This window comes from Streptomyces sp. NPDC032126 (genome assembly GCF_055580085.1).
On the sequence record NZ_JBVIMA010000001.1, the window covers coordinates 469,317 to 490,532 of the forward strand.

At 72.5% G+C, this 21,216-nt stretch carries 21 protein-coding genes; 11 read left to right on the forward strand and 10 right to left on the reverse strand.

Annotated features, from left to right (window positions below; all coding sequences use genetic code 11):
* Positions 1-51: 51 nt before the first annotated feature.
* The 3 genes from ACZ5NW_RS01945 to ACZ5NW_RS01955 form a co-directional block, all read right to left on the reverse strand.
* The gene (locus tag ACZ5NW_RS01945; RefSeq protein WP_468741739.1) at positions 52-1,509 is read right to left on the reverse strand and encodes a catalase; all 1,458 of its coding nucleotides are present in this window, start codon (positions 1,507-1,509) and stop codon (positions 52-54) included.
* Positions 1,510-1,704: 195 nt separating this feature from the next.
* A complete protein-coding gene (locus ACZ5NW_RS01950) occupies positions 1,705-2,595 on the reverse strand; it encodes a 2-hydroxy-3-oxopropionate reductase (protein ID WP_468741740.1) in 891 nt (296 codons plus the stop codon).
* A 27-nt stretch (positions 2,596-2,622) separates the two neighbouring features.
* Complete coding sequence (locus ACZ5NW_RS01955) at positions 2,623-3,444, reverse strand: TIM barrel protein (RefSeq protein ID WP_468741741.1); 822 nt, start codon at positions 3,442-3,444, stop codon at positions 2,623-2,625.
* Positions 3,445-3,577: 133 nt separating this feature from the next.
* Between ACZ5NW_RS01955 and ACZ5NW_RS01960 the strand changes: the two genes are divergently transcribed.
* The 8 genes from ACZ5NW_RS01960 (at position 3,578) to ACZ5NW_RS01995 (ending at position 9,997) form a co-directional block, all read left to right on the forward strand.
* Positions 3,578-3,826 (forward strand): YkoF family thiamine-binding protein, encoded by a 249-nt coding sequence (locus ACZ5NW_RS01960; protein ID WP_468741742.1) that lies wholly within the window; start codon positions 3,578-3,580, stop codon positions 3,824-3,826.
* Positions 3,823-4,191, forward strand: coding sequence for a helix-turn-helix domain-containing protein (locus ACZ5NW_RS01965; protein ID WP_468741743.1), 369 nt, complete (start codon positions 3,823-3,825; stop codon positions 4,189-4,191). Before ACZ5NW_RS01960 ends, ACZ5NW_RS01965 begins: the two co-directional genes overlap by 4 nt.
* A gap of 130 nt (positions 4,192-4,321) precedes the next feature.
* Positions 4,322-4,834, forward strand: coding sequence for a 2-oxo-4-hydroxy-4-carboxy-5-ureidoimidazoline decarboxylase (gene uraD, locus ACZ5NW_RS01970; protein ID WP_468741744.1), 513 nt, complete (start codon positions 4,322-4,324; stop codon positions 4,832-4,834).
* A 4-nt stretch (positions 4,835-4,838) separates the two neighbouring features.
* The gene (uraH, locus tag ACZ5NW_RS01975; protein WP_468741745.1) at positions 4,839-5,237 is read left to right on the forward strand and encodes a hydroxyisourate hydrolase; all 399 of its coding nucleotides are present in this window, start codon (positions 4,839-4,841) and stop codon (positions 5,235-5,237) included.
* A gap of 4 nt (positions 5,238-5,241) precedes the next feature.
* Positions 5,242-6,189 (forward strand): factor-independent urate hydroxylase, encoded by a 948-nt coding sequence (gene pucL / locus ACZ5NW_RS01980; RefSeq protein WP_468741746.1) that lies wholly within the window; start codon positions 5,242-5,244, stop codon positions 6,187-6,189.
* Between the two features lie 106 nt (positions 6,190-6,295).
* The gene (locus tag ACZ5NW_RS01985; RefSeq protein WP_468741747.1) at positions 6,296-7,675 is read left to right on the forward strand and encodes an 8-oxoguanine deaminase; all 1,380 of its coding nucleotides are present in this window, start codon (positions 6,296-6,298) and stop codon (positions 7,673-7,675) included.
* Positions 7,676-7,981: 306 nt separating this feature from the next.
* The gene (locus ACZ5NW_RS01990; RefSeq protein WP_468741748.1) at positions 7,982-9,349 is read left to right on the forward strand and encodes a nucleobase:cation symporter-2 family protein; all 1,368 of its coding nucleotides are present in this window, start codon (positions 7,982-7,984) and stop codon (positions 9,347-9,349) included.
* Between the two features lie 30 nt (positions 9,350-9,379).
* On the forward strand, positions 9,380-9,997 hold the full coding sequence (locus ACZ5NW_RS01995; RefSeq protein WP_468741749.1) for a TMEM175 family protein: 618 nt from the start codon (positions 9,380-9,382) through the stop codon (positions 9,995-9,997).
* A gap of 30 nt (positions 9,998-10,027) precedes the next feature.
* On the opposite strand, the gene ACZ5NW_RS02000 is transcribed toward ACZ5NW_RS01995, so the two are convergent.
* Entirely contained in the window at positions 10,028-10,834 is an 807-nt protein-coding gene (locus tag ACZ5NW_RS02000) for an AraC family transcriptional regulator (protein WP_468741750.1), read from the reverse strand.
* Between the two features lie 96 nt (positions 10,835-10,930).
* Between ACZ5NW_RS02000 and ACZ5NW_RS02005 the strand changes: the two genes are divergently transcribed.
* A complete protein-coding gene (locus tag ACZ5NW_RS02005; protein ID WP_468741751.1) occupies positions 10,931-11,782 on the forward strand; it encodes an SDR family oxidoreductase in 852 nt (283 codons plus the stop codon).
* A gap of 96 nt (positions 11,783-11,878) precedes the next feature.
* Here the strand turns inward: ACZ5NW_RS02005 and ACZ5NW_RS02010 are convergent, their stop codons facing one another.
* From ACZ5NW_RS02010 to ACZ5NW_RS02020, 3 genes are all read right to left on the reverse strand, one after another.
* Complete coding sequence (locus ACZ5NW_RS02010; protein ID WP_468741752.1) at positions 11,879-12,520, reverse strand: hypothetical protein; 642 nt, start codon at positions 12,518-12,520, stop codon at positions 11,879-11,881.
* A gap of 98 nt (positions 12,521-12,618) precedes the next feature.
* Positions 12,619-13,776: a serine hydrolase domain-containing protein gene (locus tag ACZ5NW_RS02015; RefSeq protein WP_468741753.1), complete on the reverse strand. Its 1,158-nt coding sequence runs from the start codon at positions 13,774-13,776 to the stop codon at positions 12,619-12,621.
* Between the two features lie 86 nt (positions 13,777-13,862).
* A complete protein-coding gene (locus ACZ5NW_RS02020; RefSeq protein ID WP_468741754.1) occupies positions 13,863-15,071 on the reverse strand; it encodes a pyridoxal phosphate-dependent aminotransferase in 1,209 nt (402 codons plus the stop codon).
* 81 nt (positions 15,072-15,152) lie between these two features.
* Here ACZ5NW_RS02020 and ACZ5NW_RS02025 point away from each other — a divergent pair, with 81 nt between their 5' ends.
* On the forward strand, positions 15,153-15,779 hold the full coding sequence (locus ACZ5NW_RS02025; protein ID WP_468741755.1) for a winged helix-turn-helix transcriptional regulator: 627 nt from the start codon (positions 15,153-15,155) through the stop codon (positions 15,777-15,779).
* A gap of 58 nt (positions 15,780-15,837) precedes the next feature.
* Here the strand turns inward: ACZ5NW_RS02025 and ACZ5NW_RS02030 are convergent, their stop codons facing one another.
* From ACZ5NW_RS02030 to ACZ5NW_RS02040, 3 genes are all read right to left on the reverse strand, one after another.
* Positions 15,838-16,644, reverse strand: a complete 807-nt coding sequence (locus tag ACZ5NW_RS02030; RefSeq protein WP_468741756.1) for a hypothetical protein — start codon at positions 16,642-16,644, stop codon at positions 15,838-15,840.
* Positions 16,644-17,906, reverse strand: a complete 1,263-nt coding sequence (locus ACZ5NW_RS02035) for a VWA domain-containing protein (RefSeq protein WP_468741757.1) — start codon at positions 17,904-17,906, stop codon at positions 16,644-16,646. Before ACZ5NW_RS02035 ends, ACZ5NW_RS02030 begins: the two co-directional genes overlap by 1 nt.
* Positions 17,907-17,994: 88 nt before the next feature.
* The gene (locus ACZ5NW_RS02040; RefSeq protein WP_468741758.1) at positions 17,995-19,503 is read right to left on the reverse strand and encodes an IucA/IucC family protein; all 1,509 of its coding nucleotides are present in this window, start codon (positions 19,501-19,503) and stop codon (positions 17,995-17,997) included.
* Positions 19,504-19,595: 92 nt separating this feature from the next.
* Here ACZ5NW_RS02040 and ACZ5NW_RS02045 point away from each other — a divergent pair, with 92 nt between their 5' ends.
* On the forward strand, positions 19,596-21,194 hold the full coding sequence (locus ACZ5NW_RS02045) for an IucA/IucC family protein (RefSeq protein ID WP_468741759.1): 1,599 nt from the start codon (positions 19,596-19,598) through the stop codon (positions 21,192-21,194).
* The last annotated feature ends 22 nt before the right edge of the window (positions 21,195-21,216 follow it).

Sequence of the window (21,216 nt, forward strand, 5' to 3'; positions counted from 1 at the left end):
CGGGTCCCGACCTCCCCGTCGGGTCCCGGACGCCGTTCATGGGCCGGGAGGTCAGTCCTCGCGCAGGGCGCGGACCGTCTCCTCCACGAGCCGCCCGTAGTCGGGGTCGGCGGCGTGGAAGTGGGCCAGGTTCTTCTCCACGACGTCGTCGAGGGAGACCCGGGACAGGCTGCCCGCGATGTTCGCGACCAGACGGGTCCTCTCCTCCCGCGACATCAGCCGGTACAGCTCGCCGGCCTGGAAGAAGTCGTCGTCCTTGGTGTGCAGCGGGGCCTCGTGGGTGCCGGTCCAGCCGCTCACCGCGAGCGGGGCCGACAGGGGGCGGCCGCTCTCCACGGGGCCGTCGTAGGAGTTCGGCTCGTAGTTCTTGGCGTGGCGGCCCTGCGCGTTGGCTGCCATGAGGCCGTCGCGGCCGTAGTTGTGCGTCGTCGTCGCCTTGGGGGCGTTCACCGCGAGCTGCGTGTGGTTGACGCCCAGGCGGTAGCGGTGGGCGTCCGCGTAGGCGAACAGCCGGCCCTGGAGCATCTTGTCGGGGGAGGGGCCGATGCCGGGCACGAAGTTGTTCGGGGAGAACGCCGCCTGCTCGACCTCGGCGAAGACGTTGTCCGGGTTGCGGTCCAGGACCAGCCGGCCCACGCGCTGGAGCGGGTAGTCCCGGTGCGGCCAGACCTTGGTGAGGTCGAAGGGGTTGAAGCGGTAGTCCGCCGCCTCGGCCGCCGGCATGATCTGGACGTAGAGCGTCCAGGAGGGGTGTACCCCGCGCTCGATGGCCTGGAGCAGGTCCGTCTGGTGGGAGTTGGGGTCCTTGCCCGCGATCGCGGCGGCCTGCTCGCCGCTCAGGCAGCGGATGCCCTGGTTGGTCTTGAAGTGGTACTTGACGAAGAAGGCCTCGCCCGAGGCGTTCGTCCACTGGTAGGTGTGCGAGCCGTAGCCGTTCATGTGGCGGTACGACGCGGGGATGCCGCGGTCGCCCATCAGCCAGGTCACCTGGTGCGTGGCCTCGGGGGTGTGCGCCCAGAAGTCCCAGACGTTGTCCGGCTCCTGACGGCCCGTGAAGGGATCCCGCTTCTGCGAGTGGATGAAGTCCGGGAACTTGATCGGGTCCTTGATGAAGAACACCGGGGTGTTGTTCCCGACGAGGTCGTAGTTGCCGTCCCGTGTATAGAACTTGACCGCGAAGCCGCGCGGGTCGCGTACCGCGTCCGCGCCGCCGAGGCTGTCGGCCACGGTCGAGAAGCGCACGAACACCTCGGTGCGCTCGCCGACGCGGTTCAGGAAGTCGGCGTGCGTGAAGCCGGTGACGTCGTCGGTCACCTCGAAGTGCCCGTACGCGCCCGAGCCACGGGCGTGCACCACGCGCTCCGGGATGCGCTCGCGGTTGAAGCGGGCGAGCTTCTCCAGGAGGTGCTGGTCCTGGAGGAGGAGCGGGCCGCCGACGCCGGCGGAGGCGGAGTTCTGGTTGTCGGCGACCGGGGCGCCGGACTCGGTGGTGAGCACGCGCTGCGACATCGGGGACCTTCCGTGCGGGTTCAGCGGAAATCTGTTTCCGCTTCGTGGAGCCTAGATTTGCGACGAAGGGGGCGTCAACAGTTTGTTGAAGTCCTTGCGGGGATGATGCGGGGATGATTCCGGGCGGCGCCCCCGCCTGGGCGCGACAGGACAGATGTCGGCGGCGGCGCCGCCCGGAAGTCTTGAGGTGGAGCGTCAGACCCGCGCGCCGGACAGCCGCTCCACGGCCCGCAGCAGCGCCGAGTGGTCCAGCCCGCCGTCGCCCTGGGCGCGCAGCGACGCCACGAGCTGTGCCACCACCGCGCCGACCGGCAGGGCCGCGCCGACCGTGCGGGCGGCGTCGGTGACGATGCCCATGTCCTTGTGGTGCAGATCGATACGGAAGCCCGGCTGGAAGTCCCGGTTCAGGAAGTTGTCCTTCTTCCGGGTCAGCACGGTCGAGCCGGCCAGTCCGCCGTTGAGGACGTCCAGGGCCGCCCGGAGGTCCACGCCGGACTTCTCCAGGAAGACCACGGCCTCGGCGCACGCCTGGATGTTCACGGCGACGATCAGCTGGTTGGCGGCCTTCACGGTCTGGCCCGAGCCGTGCGGACCGCACAGCACGATGGTCCTGCCCAGGGCCTCGAAGACCGGCCTGGCCTCCTCGAAGTCGGCCTGCGTGCCGCCGACCATGATCGACAGTACGGCCTCGATCGCCCCGGCCTCACCGCCCGACACGGGGGCGTCCAGCACGCGGACGCCCTTGTCCCGGGCGGCGGCGGCCAGGTCGATCGAGGTCTGCGGGGTGATCGAGGACATGTCGATCAGCAGCGCGCCGGAGCGCGCGTTCTCCAGGATGCCCTGGGGGCCGTAACAGACGGCCTCCACCTGCGGGGACGCGGGCACCATCGTGACGATCACGTCGGCGTCCCGCACCGCCTCGGCGATCGAACCGGCCGGGGTGCCGCCGGCGGCGGCCAGGCGGTCCAGCTTGTCCTGTTCCAGCGTGAAGCCGGTGACGTCGTAGCCCGCCTTGACCAGGTTCTCGGACATGGGGGAGCCCATGATGCCGAGGCCGATCCAGGCGATCTTGGGAAGTGTGCTCATGGGGGTGCCTCTCAGAAGTTCAGGGGGTCAGCGGCGCAGCCAGTCGAAGGCCTCGGCGCTCGGGTGGTCGCCCGGCTTGTACTCGAGGCCGACCCAGCCGTCGTAGCCCGCCTTGGTGAGCCGGTCGAGGAGGTCCGCCAGCGGGAGGGTTCCGGTGCCCGGCGCGCCGCGGCCCGGGTTGTCGGCGATCTGGACGTGGCCGGTCTTCGCCGCGTACCGCTCGATCACTCCCGGCAGGTCCTCGCCGTTCATGGACAGGTGGTAGAGGTCCATGAGGAAGCGGGCGTTGCCGAGGCCCGTGGCCTCGTTGACCCGGTCGACGACGGCGATCGCGGCCGGCGCGCTCACCAGCGGGTACAGCGGCGACTCGGGCTCGTTCAGCGCCTCGATCAGCAGGATCGCGCCGATCCGGTCGGCGGCCCGGGCCGCGAGCACCAGGTTCTCCAGGGCGAGCGCGTCCTGCTCGGCCGGGTCGACGCCCTCGACGCGGTTGCCGTACAGGGCGTTGAGGGCCGTGCAGCCGAGCGACCGCGCGAAGTCCGCCGCCACGTCGATGTTGGCGCGGAACCTCTCGGACTCCTCGCCGGGGATCGACAGGGCGCCCCGGTCGGGGCCCGGGAGCTGTCCGGCGTAGAAGTTCAGGCCGGTGAGCCGGACGCCCGCGTCCTCGATCGCCTTCTTCAGGGCGTCGAGCTCGGACCGCTCGGGGGTCGGGGTGTCGATCCAGGGCCACCACAGCTCGACCGCGGTGAAGCCGGCCGCGGCGGCGGCCGCGGGGCGCTCCAGGAGCGGGAGTTCCGTGAAGAGGATCGACAGGTTGACGTTGAAGCGCTGGTCGTCGAATCCCATCGGGCCGCGCTCCCTTCCGTGTCGTATTCCGTATTGCGGAAGTTAGTTTCTGCGTATTGGAAGATTGCAGTCGGGTGTCAGGGCTTGTCAAGGGGGGTCGGCGGAAACCGTCACCGCGCGTTAGGTTGTGCGCGTGCGATTGAGAGTGGAGTTCACGACCGAGCCCTTCGACCTCGACGAGGCACCCGCGCACGCGCTGGTGGCCCGCGAGGTCATCGAGGCGGCCGACCTGGACGCGGTGGACGTCGGCCCGTTCGGCAACACCGCCGAGGGTGGCGCCGACCAGGTCCTCGCCGCCGTGGACGCGCTGCTGCGCGGCGCCCTGGGCGCCGGGGCCACCCGGGTCTCGCTCCAGGTCAACGTGGTCGGGGAGGAGCGGTGACCGGGGCCGGCGACGAGCCCTTCATCACCGCCGTGAAGCCCCTGGTCGACGCCATGGGCGGCGAGCTCCTCCCGCCCGACGAGGCCGGACCCGACGACGTCGTGCTCTTCTGGGAGGGGGTCGAGGCCGTCGCCGTGCGCCTGCCGCAGCTCGCCGACTCCCTCGACCACATCCTGGCCGCCATGGAGCGCAAGCGGGGCAAGCCGCTCGCCGAGCTGGACCGCAAGGCCAAGCAGGAGGTGGTGCGGACGCTGGAGGCGCGCGGCGCCTTCGCTGTGCGGCACGGAGTGGAGACCGTCGCGAGCGCGCTCGGCGTGAGCCGCTTCACCGTCTACAACTACCTCAACCGCGAGAAGGGGGCCTGAACGCCGGGCGGCCGGCCGGGGGGTTTGTTACGCGGAATTTTCAACAAAGTGTTGACGTGGCGTTGTGTCGAGGCGTTAGCTGACCGCAGCCCGTTCAGCACGAAGGCCGCAACCGGCCACGGAGGCTCCCGTGACGTCGACTTCCACGCCCCCGGGCCTGGCCCGCTTCAACGACCTTCCGGAGCGCGCGGCCCTCGCCGCCCTCCACGAGGCGTGCGCCTCCACCGCGTGGGCCCGGCGGCTGTCCGCCGCCCGCCCCTACGCCACCGTGGAAGACCTCTACGCCGCCAGCGACGCCGCGACGGCCGAGCTGACCACCGCGGACCTGGAAGAAGCCATGGCCGGCCACCCGCCCATCGGCCGCCCCAAGCCGGGAGACCCGACCTCCGCCCGGGAACAGCGCGGCATGGCCGGCGCCTCCGAGGACCTCAGGGCGGCGATGTTCGACCTCAACCTGGCCTACCAGGAGAAGTTCGGCCATGTCTTCCTGATCTGCGCCACCGGCCGGACCGGCGAGCAGATGCGCGACGCGGTCAAGGAGCGGATCGGCAACGCGCCGGAGCAGGAGCGGGAGATCGTCCGCACCGAGCTGGGCAAGATCAACCGTATCCGGCTCGCCCGACTCGTCGAAGAGGACGCCTGACACCATGAGCACCCGCACCACCGCCTCCGTGTCCACGCACATCCTGGACACCTCCGTCGGCCGCCCCGCCGAGGGCGTCGCCGTCCGGCTCGCCGCCCGTGGCGGCCGTGACGCCGAATGGCGGGCGCTCGGCGGCTCCGCGACCGACGCCGACGGCCGGTGCAAGGACCTGCCGGCCCTGCCGGAGGGGACCACCCACGTACGGCTCGACTTCGCCGTGGAGCCGTATTTCGAGAAGAAGCAAGCCGATGCGCAGCAGGACGCCCCCGCGAATCGGGACAGCGGTGCCGGGGGAGTGTTCTTCCCCGAGGTGGCGATCACGTTCGCCGTCGTGCCGGGCGAGCACTACCACGTACCGCTGCTGCTCAACCCGTTCGGCTACTCCGTTTACCGAGGGAGCTAGCTACATGACTGTCAATTCCCGCCCCGGCCGCCCTGTGATGCTGGGACAGAACCAGTACGGCAAGGCCGAGAACCGGGTCGTCAAGATCACGCGGGACGGCGCCACCCACCACATCAAGGACCTCAACGTATCCGTGGCGCTGAGCGGCGACATGGACGAGGTCCACTACTCCGGCTCCAACGCCAACGTCCTGCCGACCGACACCACCAAGAACACGGTGTACGCGTTCGCCAAGGAGCACGGCATCGAGTCCGCCGAGCAGTTCGGCATCCACCTCGCCCGCCACTTCGTCACCTCGCAGGAGCCGATCCACCGGGCCCGCATCCGCATCGAGGAGTACGCCTGGGAGCGCATCGCCGCCTCCGACGCGAACTCCCAGTTCATCGGCGCCGACGAGGTCAAGCACTCCTTCGTGCGCAAGGGCCAGGAGACCCGCGTCACGCAGATCACCTACGACGGTGAGAAGTGGGAGGTCATCTCCGGGCTCAAGGACCTCGTCGTGATGAACTCGACCAACTCCGAGTTCTGGGGCTACGTCAAGGACAAGTACACGACGCTCCAGGAGGCCTACGACCGCATCCTGGCCACCCAGGTCTCCGCCCGCTGGCGGTTCAACTGGACCGACGACGAGCAGAAGATGCCGCACTGGGAGAAGTCCTACGAGCAGACGAAGAAGCACCTGCTCCAGGCCTTCGCCGAGACCTACTCCCTGTCGCTCCAGCAGACGCTGTACCAGATGGGCGCGCGAATCATCAACAACCGCGGTGAGATCGACGAGGTCCGCTTCTCGCTGCCGAACAAGCACCACTTCCTCGTCGACCTGGAGCCCTTCGGGCTGAAGAACGACAACGAGGTGTACTTCGCCGCCGACCGCCCGTACGGCCTGATCGAGGCCACCGTCCTGCGGGACGGCTGCGAGCCGAGGATCCCGGTGGACCTCACGAACCTGTAGAACCCCCGACATCGGCACCCGCGGCCGACGGACCCCCGGCCGGCCGCGGCACTCAAATCCCCCAGGGTCCTGCCGTGCCCACTCCACCCAGCGCAAAGGACGAATCATGGCAGCAGTCGAGCGCATCGTCATCGAGAACTGTTCGATCGCGACCGTCGACGCCAACGACACCGAGTACGCCAACGGTCATGTCGTCATCGCCGGCAACCGCATCGAGGCGCTCGGCGCCGGGAAGGCCCCCGAGGGCCTGGAGAACGTCGTACGCCGGATCGACGCCACCGGGCACCTCGTGACCCCCGGTCTGGTCAACACCCACCACCACTTCTACCAGTGGATCACCCGGGGCCTGGCCACCGACCACAACCTCTTCAACTGGCTCGTCGCGCTCTACCCGACCTGGGCGCGCATCGACGAGCCGATGGTCCACGCCGCGGCCCAGGGCTCGCTGGCGATGATGGCCCGCGGCGGAGTCACCACCGCGATGGACCACCACTACGTCTTCCCGCACGGCTCCGGCGACCTGTCCGGCGCGATCATCCGCGCCGCCCGCGACATGGGCGTCCGCTTCACCCTCGCCCGGGGCTCCATGGACCGCAGCGAGAAGGACGGCGGCCTGCCCCCGGACTTCGCCGTCGAGACCCTCGACGGCGCCCTCGCCGCCACCGAGGAGACCGTCACCCTGCACCACGACGCCTCCTTCGGCGCGATGACCCAGGTCGCCGTGGCGCCCTGCTCGCCCTTCTCGGTCTCCACCGAACTCCTGCGGGAAGGCGCCGAGTTGGCCCGCCGCCTCGGGGTGCGGCTGCACACGCACGGCTCGGAGACCGTCGAGGAGGAGCAGTTCTGCAAGGAACTGTTCGGCATGGGCCCGACCGACTACTTCGAGTCCACCGGCTGGCTCGGCGAGGACGTGTGGATGGCGCACTGCGTCCACATGAACGACTCCGACATCGCCGCCTTCGCCCGGACGAAGACCGGTGTGGCCCACTGTCCTTCGTCGAACGCCCGGCTCGCGGCCGGTATCGCCCGCGTCCCCGACATGCTCGCCGCCGGCGTCCCGGTCGGCCTCGGCGTCGACGGCACCGCCTCCAACGAGTCCGGCGAACTCCACACCGAACTGCGCAACGCCCTCCTCATCAACCGCCTCGGCGCCCACCGCGAGGCCGCCCTGAACGCCCGCCAGGCCCTGCGCCTGGGCACCTTCGGCGGCGCCCAGGTCCTCGGCCGCGCCGCCGAGATCGGCTCCCTGGAGCCCGGCAAGCTGGCCGACCTGGTGCTGTGGAAGCTGGACACCCTCGCCCACGCCTCCATCGCCGACCCGGTGACCGCGCTGGTCTTCGGCGCGGCCGCCCCGGTCACCGCGTCCTTCGTGAATGGCCGTCAGATCGTCGCGGACGGACGGCTGTCGACCGCCGACGAGGACGCCATCGCGCGCTCCACCCGGGCGGAGGCCCAGCGGCTGGCGCGGATCGCCGCACAGGGCTAGGGCCTTTCTTTCGGATCTGGCCGGCTCCGAGCGACGGCTCCTCCCCGCGACCCCGGCAAGATCCGAAAGAGAGGCCCTGACCCGATCGTAGATCTCCGGTCGAGGGGGACGGCCCTCGACCGGTGGCCGTGGACCCATGCGTCCACGGCGGCCGTCCCCGGGGCGTGCGCGGACGTGCGCGCCCCGGAACGGTCCCGCACACCCCCTCGCGAGGGATCCGTCCGCCGGTCCCGCACGACCGCGCACGCACCACCTCCAAGAAACCCACGTCGGAGCCGACGTGTTAGCTGACCCGGAGGAACCGCCGTGACCGCCCACCCCGTCGACGAGAAACTCCCCGCGCTCACCATGGCCACCACCGGCCTCCAGCACGTGGCCGCCATGTACGCGGGAGTCGTCGCCCCGCCGCTGATCGTCGGAGCGGCCGTCGGCCTCTCCGGCGCCGAACTGACCTTCCTGACCGGAGCCTGTCTCTTCACCGCGGGCCTCGCCACCTTCCTCCAGACCCTCGGTGTGTGGAAGATCGGCGCCCGGCTGCCCTTCGTCAACGGCGTCACCTTCGCGGGCGTTGCCCCGATGACCGCGATCGTCGCCTCCACCGATGACAAGTCCGACGCCCTGCCGATCATCTTCGGCGCGGTGATCGTCGCCGGCCTCCTCGGCTTCCTGGCCGCCCCCTTCTTCAGCAAGGCGGTCCGTTTCTTCCCGCCGGTCGTGACGGGCACGGTCATCACCCTGATCGGCATCTCGCTGCTGCCGGTCGCCTTCGGCTGGGCGCAGGGCCCGAACCCCGCGGCGGACGACTACGGTTCGGCGACCTACCTGGGCCTCGCGGGCGCGACGCTCGTGATCGTGCTGCTGCTGCGCCGGTTCACCCGCGGCTTCGTCAAGCAGATCGCCGTCCTGCTCGGCCTGGTCGTCGGCACGCTCGTCGCGATCCCCTTCGGCGTCACCGACTTCGGGCCGGTCGCCGACGCGGACGTGATCGGCTTCCCGACCCCCTTCCACTTCGGCGCCCCGCGGTTCCAGGTCGCCGCGATCGTGTCGATGATCGTGGTGATGGTGGTCTCGATGACCGAATCGACCGCGGACATGCTGGCGTTGGGCGAGATCGTGGAACGCCCGGCAGACGAGAGGACCATCGCGGCCGGCCTGCGCGCCGACACCCTCGGCTCCGCCCTCAGCCCGCTCTTCAACGGCTTCATGTGCAGCGCCTTCGCCCAGAACATCGGCCTCGTCGCGATGACGAGGATCCGCAGCCGGTACGTCGTCGCCACCGGCGGAGCCTTCCTGGTCCTGATGGGCCTGTGCCCGACGGCCGCCTCGCTGATCGCCGTCGTACCGCGCCCGGTGCTGGGCGGGGCGGGCGTGGTCCTCTTCGGCTCGGTGGCCGCCAGCGGCATCCAGACCCTGGTCCGCGCCGGCCTCGACAAGGACAACAACGTCCTGATCGTGGCCGTGTCGCTGGCCGTCGGCATGATCCCGATCACCGCGCCGGAGTTCTACCACGCCTTCCCTCAGACCGCGCGGATCGTCCTGGACTCGGGCATCTCGACGGGCTGCGTGGCGGCGGTGGTGCTGAACCTGGTCTTCAACCACCTGGGCCGGGGCGGCGACGCCCAGGACGTGACACATCCGATGGAAGCCGGAGACGATCTCGCACCGGCCCACTGAACGGGCCCCGCGTAGGGCACCCTGTGTGCCATGAACGAGTCGAGCCGTGTCGAGGCCTTCAGTGACGGCGTGTTCGCCATCGCCATCACCCTGCTCATCCTGGAGATCAAGGTTCCGGACGTCGGGGAGCACGGAGACCTCTGGCACGCGCTCGGCGCCCAGTGGCCGTCGTACGCCGCCTACGTGGTCAGCTTCCTGGTCATCGGCATCATGTGGATCAACCACCATCAGCTCTTCGGCTACGTCGCCCGGGTGGACCGCCCGCTGATGTTCCTCAACCTGCTGGTGCTGATGGTGGTGGCCGCGGTGCCCTGGCCGACGGCGATGCTGGCGGAGTACCTGCGCGAGGACGAGAGCTCGCACGTGGCGGCCGCCGTCTACAGCCTGGTGATGGTGGCGATGGCCCTCACCTACCAGGCCCTGTGGTGGCATCTCACCCGCACGGGCCACCTCTTCGACGCCCGTGTCGACGTTCCCGCGGCCCGCGCCACCCGCCTGCGCTTCGCGCTGGGCGCCCTCGCCTACCCGGTCACGGTGGGCCTGGCCTTCGTCTCGGCCCCGCTCACCCTGGCCGCGCACGGCCTGCTCGCCCTCTACTACGGCTTCAACCAGATCCCGGTGCCGACCCGCGAACCGGCCACGTCATGAGGAACTGAGGAACTGAGGAACTGGCGAACGTCACCGGCCGCCCGAGCGGCCGGCCCGGCAGGGGGTCGTCGCGGGAAGCCGTCCCGTGAAGTACGAGCGGGGCGGCACGCCCATCAGGGTGCGGAAGTCGGCCGTCATATGGGACTGGTCGTAGTAGCCGGTCTCGGCGGCGAGTTCGCCCCAGGGGGCGGTGGCCGCATGGGTCAGCACATGGCGTACGCGGTCGATACGGGCGAAGTGCTTCGGCGAGAGCCCGACCCCCTCGGTGAACAGATTGCGCAACTGCCGCTCGCTGACCGCCAGTTCCCGGGCCACCTGGCCCACCTGCGCGGGCGTGCGGCCCGCTCGGACGGACAGCGCGGCGACCCCGGCCCGCAGCAGCCGCGCCCGCCCGTCGTCGGCGCCGGTACCGGGCCGGCGATCCGGCAGCACCCGCGCCAGATGCTCCGCCCACTCCTCGGGCGCCAGATCCCCCGCCTCGGCCGCGAGCCGGCGCGCCGTCGGGCCGGGCAGCTCGGCGAGGGCCACCGTACGGCCGACCAGGTCGGCCGCGGGCACGCCCAGCAGCGGGCGGGCCGTGCCCGGCGCCAGGCCGAACAGCACACAGGACGCCGGGCGTTCGCTCGCGTGGTACGCGGCCCGGGTGCGCGGACCGACGACCAGGGCGCGGGGGCGCCCGCCCGGCGCCACCCGCACCACCAGCCGCACCGCCGGATCCGGGACGTACGTGAACGGCTCCGACGCGTCGCCGTCCGTCGTCGACTCCGTGAAGTCCGTGAACCACGCGCGCAGTTCGTCGGGCAGGGGGCGGGCGCGTTCGGCGACGGCAGGGCTCATGTCACCACCGTATGCGCCGCCGGCCTCGCGCGGGCCGCCGGAAGCGTGCCGGAATTTCCTAGAGCCGGGCCGACCGGGCCGCGCACCGTTGACGGCATGATCCTCGTGACCGGTGCCACGGGCACCATCGGCAGTGAACTCGTACGACTCCTCGCGGCGCGCGGTGAGAAGGTGCGCGCCCTCACCCGCGACCCGGCCGGGGCCCGGCTGCCCTCCGGCGTGGAGGCGGTGCGCGGTGACTACCTCGATCCGGCGTCCCTGGAGGCGGCCATGAGCGGGGCCGACGCCGCGTTCCTGGTGGGCGTCACCGGGCCGGACGCCCAGCACGACGAGACGCTCGTGTCGGCGGCCCGGGCGACGGGCGTACGCCGTCTGGTGAAGCTCTCCGCGATCGGCACCGGCGAGGCGGACCTGGCGTCCTTCGGCGGCTGGCACGTACCCGGCGAGCGGGCCGTGCGGGAGAGCGGGGCCGCCTGGACGATCCTGCGGCCCTCCTCGTTCGCGTCCAACACGCTGAGCTGGGCCGGACCGATCGGCGCGGGCGAGCCGGTGCCCAACCTGTCCGGGGACGGACGGCAGGGCGTGATCGACCCGCGGGACGTGTCCGAGGTGGCCGCGCTCGCCCTGGTCGAGGAGGGACATGCGGGGCGGACATACACGCTGACCGGGCCGGCGGCCATCGCCGTCCCCGACCAGGCCGCGACCCTCGCCGCCGTGCTGGGCCGTCCCGTCACCGCGCGGGACCTCACGCCGGCTCAGACGCGTGACTTCCTGCGCACCTGGGGCCTGGACGAGCGGGCGGCCGAGGACGTCCTCGCCGCCATGACCTACGTCCGCCAGAACCGCAACGCCCTCGTCACGGACGACGTACAGCGCGTCCTCGGCCGCCCCGCACGGACGTACCGGGAGTGGGCGCAGGACCATCGGGGGGCGTTCGGGGAGGGCTGAGCGGACATCGGGGGCGGGAGCGCCGGGGTGCCGGGCACTGATCCCGCCCCGCCCCGCGCCCAAGGGGTCACCACGTCCGCCGATCCCTGCCCCGCCTCAGACGCGGCGTGGGGAGGCGAGGAGGTAGCGGGTTCGGGTGCGGGGGTCCGTGTGTTCGCTTGTCTGCCAGCCCGCCTGCTCCAGGGTGGTCGCGCAGGCCCGCAGGAACGTCCCGGCCGGGCCGCCGACCGCCACGGCCTCCGGCTGCGGGGTCGCGCGCACCCGGTAGCCGTCGCCGTCGGGGTCCGCCGGGTGGTGTCCGGCGGCCTCCAGGGCGAGCGCGGCGGCCCGCACCAGGTGCGTCCGCTCCCAGGCGCAGGGCCGGTCGGTGGATCGGTCCGGATTGGTCATCCGGCGCAGCTCCAGCAACCCCTGCCAGGCACTGTGCACCTCTCGGACGCGGGCCGGGGACGCGGCGTACGGCTCCTCCTCGCCGCCGACCCGGGCCGCGAACAGGCCGGAGCCGGCCGCGCCGTCGGTGTCGGCGGGCGCCCGCGCCGGCGGGGGGTCCGGTACCGCCTCCCGTATCCGGTGTCCGGCCGGGGTGAGGAAGTGGTCGTGCGGCGGCCGGGGGTGCCGGAAGGCGAGCCCCCGTCTGACCAGCGCGTCGAGCTGCGCGGGCGTCCCGCTCAGCCGCCCGGTGACGGAGTCGGCGGCGTCGATCACGCGCCGCTGCGCGGCGGTCGGCGGTCGTGTCACGGCGTGCTCCTTCCCGGCGCCCCTCCCCGGCGCCCACCTGCTTCGAAGGCTACGACGAGGGTCTGACAACGGCCCGCGCCGAAGACCCCCGCCCGCGATCAGGCAAGGGCCGCGACCGCCCGCAGCACCGCGTCCACCAGGGGCCCGTTCTCGGGGGAGGAGCCGTACCCCGACGGGAAGGCGAACCGGCGCCGCGTGTAGCCGTAGGCCACCCCGCTCGCCGGGTCGGCGAAGCCGAGCGAGCCGGTCGCCCCGCTGTGTCCGAAGGCGTCCTCGCCGAGGGCCGGGAAGCGGCCCGCCAGATACTCGAAGCCCAGCCCGAAGTGGTCCCGCTGCCGGGTGACCAGGTCCACGCCGGGCGTGCGCAGCCCGCTGAACGCGGCGACGGTCTCCGGCCGCAGCAGCGGCGCCGTCCCGGCCGGCGTGCCGATCGCGGCGGCGTACAGCCCCGCCACACCGCGCGCGTTGCCCACCCCGCCCGACGAGGCCGGGCCCAGCGCCCGCACGAGACGCGTGTTGGCGAAGTCGACGAGGTCGACCGGCGGGCTCGCGTGGAGGTTGTACGAGACGGTCCGCACGGTGTCGTACGAGACCGCCCCCACCGCCAGCGCCGCCGCCTGCTGCCGCGTCGGCACGAGCGGCCGCACGTCCAGTCGGCGAGGCTCCAGTTCCTCGGGGAACCCGAGCCAGAGGTCGAGGCCGTACGGCACCCGGACGCGCTCCTCGTACAGCTCCTGGATCGACCGGCCCGTCGCCCTGCGCACCACCTCGCCGGTGAGCGCGCCGATGACGAAGGCGTGGTAACCGTATTCCGCCCCCGGCTCCCAGTACGGCTTCTGACCGGCGAGCCGCGCGGCCATGAGCCGGTCGTCGGCGAGTTCCCCCACCGTGAAGCCGCCGTCCACGCCGACCACGCCCGACCTGTGCTCCAGCAGCTCGCGCAGGGTCAGCCGGTCCTTGCCCTCGGCCCCGAACTCGGGCCAGTAGGACGCCACTTCGCGACCGAGATCGAGCACCCCGTCCTGCACGAGCAGGGCGACGACCAGATGGGCCGCGCCCTTGCTGATGGAGAACACGCTGGTCAGTGAGTCCCCGTCGAGCTCCGGCCCGCCCCACAGGTCCACCACCCGGTGCCCTCGCGCGAACACGGTCAGCTGGGCGCCCGGATCGTGCGTCTCGCCGGCGAGGAACGCGGCGAACTCCTCCCGTACGCCCTCGAATCCGTCGGCGACGGTCCCCCGCACCTCGTGCGCCATGCCCCAAGCCCCCGTGGTCGTCCGGCAGTTCCGCAGATGACCAACGAGGAGCCGGCGTGGGGCATTCCCGCGCGCGGGGCCGCCCGCTACTGCCGATAGCCGCTCAGGAAGCGCCCGATCCGCCCGATCGCCGCCTCCAGGTCGTCGGCGTGGGGCAGCGTGAGGATGCGGAAGTGGTCGGGCGTCGGCCAGTTGAAGCCGGTGCCCTGCACCACCTGGATCTTCTCGCGCAGCAGCAGGTCCAGGACGAACTTCTCGTCGTCGTGGATCGGGTACACCTTGGGGTCGAGCCGCGGGAACGCGTACAGCGAGCCCTTCGGCTTCACACACGTCACCCCGGGGATCTCGTTGAGCTTCTCCCAGGCGACATCGCGCTGCTGGTACAACCGCCCGCCGGGGGCGGTCAGTTCACGGATGGACTGGCGGCCGCCGAGCGCGGCCTGGATGGCGTACTGGGCGGGCGCGTTGGGGCACAGGCGCATGGAGGCCAGCATCGTCAGGCCCTCCAGATAGTCCTTGGCGTGCTGTTTCGGGCCGGTGATCACCAGCCAGCCCGAGCGGAAACCCGCCACCCGGTACGTCTTGGACAGGCCGCAGAAGGTGAGGACCACCAGGTCCGGGGCGAGCGCGGCGGCCGAGTGGTGCACGGCGTCGTCGTAGAGGATCTGGTCGTAGATCTCGTCGGCGAAGACCATCAGGCCGTGCTGGCGGGCCAGGTCGAGGACGCCCTCGACGATCTCCTTCGGATAGACCGCGCCCGTGGGGTTGTTCGGGTTGATGATCACCACGGCCTTGGTGCGGTCGGTGATCTTCGACTCCATGTCGGCGAGGTCCGGGTACCACTCCGCCTGCTCGTCGCACAGGTAGTGGACCGCCTTGCCGCCCGCGAGGGTCGTCACGGCCGTCCACAGCGGGAAGTCCGGGGCCGGGATCAGGATCTCGTCGCCGTCCTCGACCAGCGCCTGGACGGCCATCGACACCAGTTCGGAGACGCCGTTGCCGAGGAAGACGTCGTCGACGTCGACCTCCAGGCCCAGGATCTGGTAGCGCTGGGCGACCGCCCGGCGGGCCGAGAGGATGCCGCGCGAGTCCGTGTAGCCGTGCGCCTGGGGAAGCATCCGGATCACGTCCTGGAGGATCTCCTCCGGCGCCTCGAAGCCGAACAGCGCCGGATTGCCGGTGTTCAGGCGCAGCACGCTGTGGCCCGCCTCCTCCAGCGCGTTCGCGTGCTCGATCACCGGGCCGCGGATCTCGTAACAGACCTCGCTGAGCTTGTTCGACTGCCGGAACTCCATGCGTCCCTCCGGGAACTCGTGTTGCTTGGTTTTACCAAGTACCAGCTTGGAAAGTCCAACAACATGTCTAGACTGCGTCGCATGTCACCGCGCCGAAGCTACGACCAGTACTGTTCCGCCGCACGCGCCCTCGATGCCGTCGGCGACCGCTGGACCCTGCTGATCGTCCGGGAGCTGCTCGCCGGCCCGCGCCGCTACACGGACCTGCACGCCGACCTGCCCGGCGTGAGCACGGACGTGCTCGCCTCGCGACTGAAGGACATGGAGCGGGACGGTCTGACCACCCGCCGCCGGCTGCCCCCGCCGGGCGCCGCCTACGTCTACGAACTCACCGCGCGCGGACGCGAGTTGCTCCCCGTACTCCAGGCCTTGGGAGCGTGGGGTCAGGCCGAACTGGGCGAGCGGCGGCCCACGGACGCCGTACGGGCCCACTGGTTCGCCCTGCCCCTGCTGCGCGGACTGCCCGGCGAGGGACTCGTCGAGGTCCGCCTGGAGGAGGGTCGCTTCCATGTGTACGCGGGCGCGCAGGAGGGGCCCGTCTACGGCGACGGCGACGCGCCCCGAGAGCCGGACGCCCGGCTCGTCCTGGACACCGACACCTGTACGGCGATCGGCCGCGGGGAGTCCACCGTCCTCGCCGAGGTCCGCGCCGGCCGCATCGAGGTGACCGGCGAGAGCACGCTCGCCAAGGCCCTCCGGGAGGCGTGACGCCCCGTCATGCCGAAGGGGCCCACCGCCCTTGCGGTGAGCCCCTTCTGATCGAACGTCAGGCGCTCGGCGGCACCCGCGACGGCCGGCCCGAGCCGCGCGTCAGCGTGTACCCGCCGATGCCGGCGAGCGCGGCCAGCACGGCGCCGATGCCCGTCCACACCCACCGGTCGGACCACCAGCCGGACGACCAGCCGCCGTCGGGCCGGATGTCGGACAGCACGGCCGTGGCCTTGTCGTCCTCACCCTTCTCGTCCGTCTTCATCGCGACACCCGGCACCAGCGGCTCGGCCAGCCAGCCGTCCACCGCCGCCGCGCCGCCCATGTCCTTGGAGTCCGCCCGCACCTCGGCGTCGACCGGCTGACCGAGGTCCGCCGTCGACACCTTCACGGCCGTCAGCCGGACGTAGTACGTGCCCGGCAGCGGGTCGTTCGCCCACGCCTCCGACCAGGCGCGCACCGTCCGCAGCACACAGGCCAGTTCGACCGAGGCCGTGCCCTGCCCCGCCGTGCGGGTCTGGGCGCCGTACTGGCAGGCCTGACGGCGCCGCAGGCCGTCGTAGACGTCGAGCTGCCAGGTCTGCCCGGCGTGCGCCTGGGGGAGCTTCACCGTCGCCTTCACGGTGGGCCGCTGACCGGCGTCCGCCGGGAACGACCAGTACAGGTAGTCACCGGTGGAGGCGCTCGCCGTGGCCGACTGCCCCTGCTCGATCTCGGTCGCCGTACGGAACGACGTGCCCGCCGAGGTGGGCGCGGAGGAGGAGTCCCCGGAAGGGCTCGCGGACGGCGACGAGTCGGCGGCGGCGGGTGCCGCCGCGAGCCCGAGCGTCAGCAGCGCAGCGCTGAATGCACGTGTGATCCGCATCAGTTGGTCCTCCACACCGCGAAACGCCAGCGCGACAGCCAGCCCCAGATCAGACCCGCCAGGAAGCCGGCCAGCACCAGCACGCCGAGCAGCCACCAGCCACGGCCGAGGCCGAAGGAGGCCACGTCGTCGGCCGGCGACGGCCCGTCGACCACGTCCACCGTCAGCTCCACCGGCATGCCCGGAGTGGCCTTCACCCCGGCGGCCGCCGAGAAGGAGTTCGTCACCAGCAGGCACACCGTCTCGGCCGGCGCCTCGTCGTCGTCGCTGTCCGCCTTCGGGTAGCGCAGACCGGTCGAGACCACGTCCGTACGGCCGTTGCCCGCGGACTCGCCGCGCACGATCTCCCGGCCGTGCGTGGTGAGGGCCCGCAGCAGGACGGCGTAGTCCGGGTTCACCGCGCGGTCCGCCGCCACGCTCACCGACGCGCGCAGCTCCTGACCGGGCTCGACGTCCACCCGGTACCAGCGCTCCTGGCCGAACTCCTCGCGGTCCGTGTACAGGCCCGACTTCAGCGTCGGCGCCTTCTCGCACGAGGCCGCGCCCTGGGTGGCGACCGGCGTCACCACCGGATCGGCCGCCCGGTCCACCAACTGGTTGACCTTGTCGCTGAGTTCGTCGGCGTGCTCGACCGACGTGTACGTCCCGCCGGTCGCCTCCGCGATGCAGCTGAGCTGCGCCCGCATCTTGGTGTTCGGCACCAGGCCGAGGGTGTCGATGGTCAGGCCGATGCCCTTGGCGGCGATCTCGCGGGCCACCTCGCACGGGTCGAGCGGGGCGCAGGTGTCCTCGCCGTCGCTGATCAGCACGATGCGCTTGGAGCCCTCGCCGCCCTGGAGGTCGTCGGCCGCCTGGAGCAGCGCCGGGCCGATCGGCGTCCAGCCGGTCGGGGACAGGGTCGCCACCGCCGCCTTGGCGTCGGTGCGGTCCAGCGGGCCGACCTTGTACAGCTGCGCGGTGTCCTTGCAGCCGGTCTTGCGGTCGTCGCCCGGGTAGTTGGCCCCCAGGGTGCGGATGCCGAGCTGGACCTCCTCGGGGGTCGCGTCCAGCACCTCGTTGAACGCCTGCTTGGCCGCGGCCATCCGCGTACCGCCGTCGATGTCCTTGGTGCGCATCGAACCGCTGACGTCGAGCACCAGGTCGACCTTGGGCGCGCGGGCGCTCATCTCGTCGGCGACCGCCCCGGCCGGGAACGCGATCCCGGCCGCGAGCGCGGCGAGCAGGGCGCACACGCCCGCCGCCAGCCGTTGTGTTCTGATCATCGGCGGATCTTATTGATCAGACGTGCCCCGCTTCAAAACGGGCCGTGAAGGATCATGGAACCGGCCCGGCGGACTCCGTGAGACGCCCTCAGGAGGAAGCGCTTGCCAGGGGGTTCGGCAGCTCGGTCCACCGGTCGCCGGGCACCCCGGGCGACAGCCGCATCAGCGTCAGCGCCTTCACCGGCAGCGGACGCTCGCACAGCGCCGCCAGATCCGGGGTACGCGGCAGATCCCGTACGGCGCCCTCCAGCGCTGCCCGCAGCGCCGCACCGCTGCCCGCCGTACCCGCGAGCGCGCCGCCCACCAGGGAGCCGAACAGCTTGCGCCGCAGGGCGTGCTCGTCGTCCGTGACGATCCGCGCGGGCAGGTCCGCGGCGGTCAGACCGTGCCGGGCGAGCCGGGCCGGACTGACGCGGATGTCGGCGAGGTCGCGGTAGACCAGGCGCCGCGGGGTCCCCGTCGGGGACAGGACGACCAGCAGGTTCTGGCCGTGCGCCTCCAGCGCCACGCCCAGCTCCAGCAGCCGCAGACCGACGGTCAGCGCGAGCCGGGCGAGCTCCGCCGACCAGGCGGCGTCGCGCGGCAGTCCGGTCGTGGCGAGGGCGGCCACCGGCACGACGTGCTCGCCCGGCCGCGCGTACACCCGCGGCGACTCCCGCAGCAGCGCCGCCAGTTCGGGGGAGTCCGGGGTGGCCGCGCCCAGCGTGCGCGTGACGTGCAGCAGTCCGTCCGTACGGGCGGCGAGGGTTTCCGCGAAGTCCGACAGCGCCGCCGAGCCCACGACCGACGCGACGCTGATGTCCCGCACCGAGGACGTCAGCCGGGCGCTCAGCGCCGTCTTGACGTGCGGGCCGTCCGGCAGCGCCAGCGTGCGCAGCGACATCAGCGGATGCGCGTCGACGCCCTCCGCGCAGCTCCTCTTGAGTACGTGGGCGGCCTGCCACGGATGCACGGGGATCAGCAGCCGCTCCCCGTCCCGCAGTTCCTCCGGCCAGGTGCCCGACACCCGGCACTCCGCCGCCGGCACCGGCAGCAGGCCCAGCCGCACCACCGGCCGGTGCTCCGGCCCGTACGCCAGCTGTTCGGCCACCGAGAAACCGGGCCGGGAGCGGCAGCCGGGGTGGAAGGGGTGCCCGTCGACGACCCGCTGCTCCCACTCCCAGTCGGTCGCGGGCCACCCGGGCGTGGGGTGTTCGGGCTGTCCGGCCCGCGACAGCGCCAACGAGGCGACGCTGTGCCCGAGTTCGACCGCCAGGCCCTCGCCGTGCGGCACCCCGAGGTCCGTCACGAGGTGCGCCGGATCGTCGTAGGACCGACCGTCCAGGTGGACGGCGGTGACGTACGCGGAGGTCGCGTACGGGTCGGCGCGCGGGCCCCGCAGCCGGCGGCCGTCGGTGAGGCGCAGCGCGAGTCCCTCGCGGCTCTCCTCGCGGCCGGCGATCCACGGCAGCGGCTCGTACGCCAGCGCCCGCCACAGACGGCTCAGGACGGCCGCGCGGGCACCGGGCAGCTCGGCCGTGTACCGGGGGCCGAGCGTGGGGCGCAGGGCCGCCAGCTCGGCGGCCACCTCGGCCTCGGCGGTGGAGTGACGGTGCACGGGCGGGCTCCTCGGGTACGAGTACGACGACACGGCGGGCGCGGTCGCCAGCGATACTGATCGTCCCCGCCCGACAGAACCGTAGAAAACGAGTGGACCGCGTGGACCGCATCCCCCCGCCCGACGACACGACCGACGCCCCCGCCCCGCGCGCCGAGGACGCGGTCGACGGCCCCGCCGCCCGTGCTGAAGAGGCCGTCGGAGCCTCCGTCGATCCCGTGGCCCTGTGGGGTGGCAGGGTCGGGGAGGGGGCCGATGGTTATGCGGCTGTGCCGTTGCTCAACTGTCTGCTGCGGGAGGTGGCGCGGCCCCTGGCGGGGGACGGCGGGCGGTGCGTGTACCGGCTGCCCGGGGGGCGTCTGCTGCGGGTGCGCGGCACCCGGCGGCCCGCCGCGCCGGAGGTGTTCGCGGGCGGCGCCTGGCACCGCCTCGGCCACGCCGAGCTGGTGAAGCTCGCCGCCGAGGTCCTGCGCCACCACACCGGACTGTCCAACCACGAGCTGCCCGCCGAGATGCTCGACAGCAGGGCCGCGCTCGCCGCGATCCTCGCCGCACGCGCGCGTACCGCCCCGCCGGACGACCTCTACCTGCGCTCGGAGCAGTCCCTCGTCACCGGCCACCCCCACCACCCCGCCCCCAAGGCGCGCGGCGGCGGCCCGGTCGCCGGCTGGCTGCCGTACGCCCCGGAGGCGCACGCCCGTTTCCCCCTCGTCCTGCTCGCGGTGCGCGAGGACCAGGTCGTCGAGGAGGGCGACACCTCCGCGCTCGACGCGCTCGGCGAGGCCCCGCCCGGCTACCGGCTGCTGCCCGCCCACCCGTGGCAGCTCGACCTGGTCCCCCTCGGCGACGCCCTCGCCGACGGCCGTCTGATCCGGCTCGGGACGACCGGCTCCGACACCTGGCCGACGGCCTCGATCCGCACGGTGTACGACCCCGAGCGCGACCTCTTCCTGAAGTTCAGCCTCGATGTGCGCATCACCAACGACATCCGCCGGCTGTGGCGCCACGACCTGCTGAAGCTGCGCCGCACCGACGCCGCGGTCACCCGGGCGTTCGCGACCGGCCCCGGGGCCTGGCTCAGCGACCGCGGCTATCGCACCGCCCGTTTCGCCTTCGAGGAACTCGCCGTCCTGGTCCGCGACGGCCTGCGCGACGCCACCCCGCCCGGCGCGACCCCGCTGCTCGCGGCCGGCCTGGTGGAGGGCTTCGCGGGCAGTCCCCTGCCCGACGCGACCGACCCGGCCGCCTGGTGGGAGGCGTACCTGCGCGCGGTGGTCCCGCCCGCGCTGTCCGCCTTCGCCGACCACGGCGTCGTCCTGGAGGCACACCTGCAGAACACCCTGGTCGCCGTGGACGCCTCGGGTACGCCCGTGCGGGCCCTGTTCCGGGACGCCGAGGGCGTCAAACTGCTGCCGGACGTGACCCGCGAGGCCGGCTGGGAGCGGCTGGTGTACTGCCTGGTCGTCAACCACCTCACCGAGGTCGCCGGCGCCCTCGCCGAGCACCACCCCGGCCTGGACCCCTGGCCCGCGGTCCGCCGCGAGCTGTCCCGGCACGCCCTGCCCGAGGCCGCGGCCCTGCTCACCGCGCCCACCCTGCCCGCCAAGACCAACCTGCTGCTGCGCTGGACGGGCGCGGACGGCGCGGCCGCCCGCTACCGTCCCCTGCCGAACCCGCTGGCCGGCGCGTGAGCCGACGGCGGCCGGCCCGGGC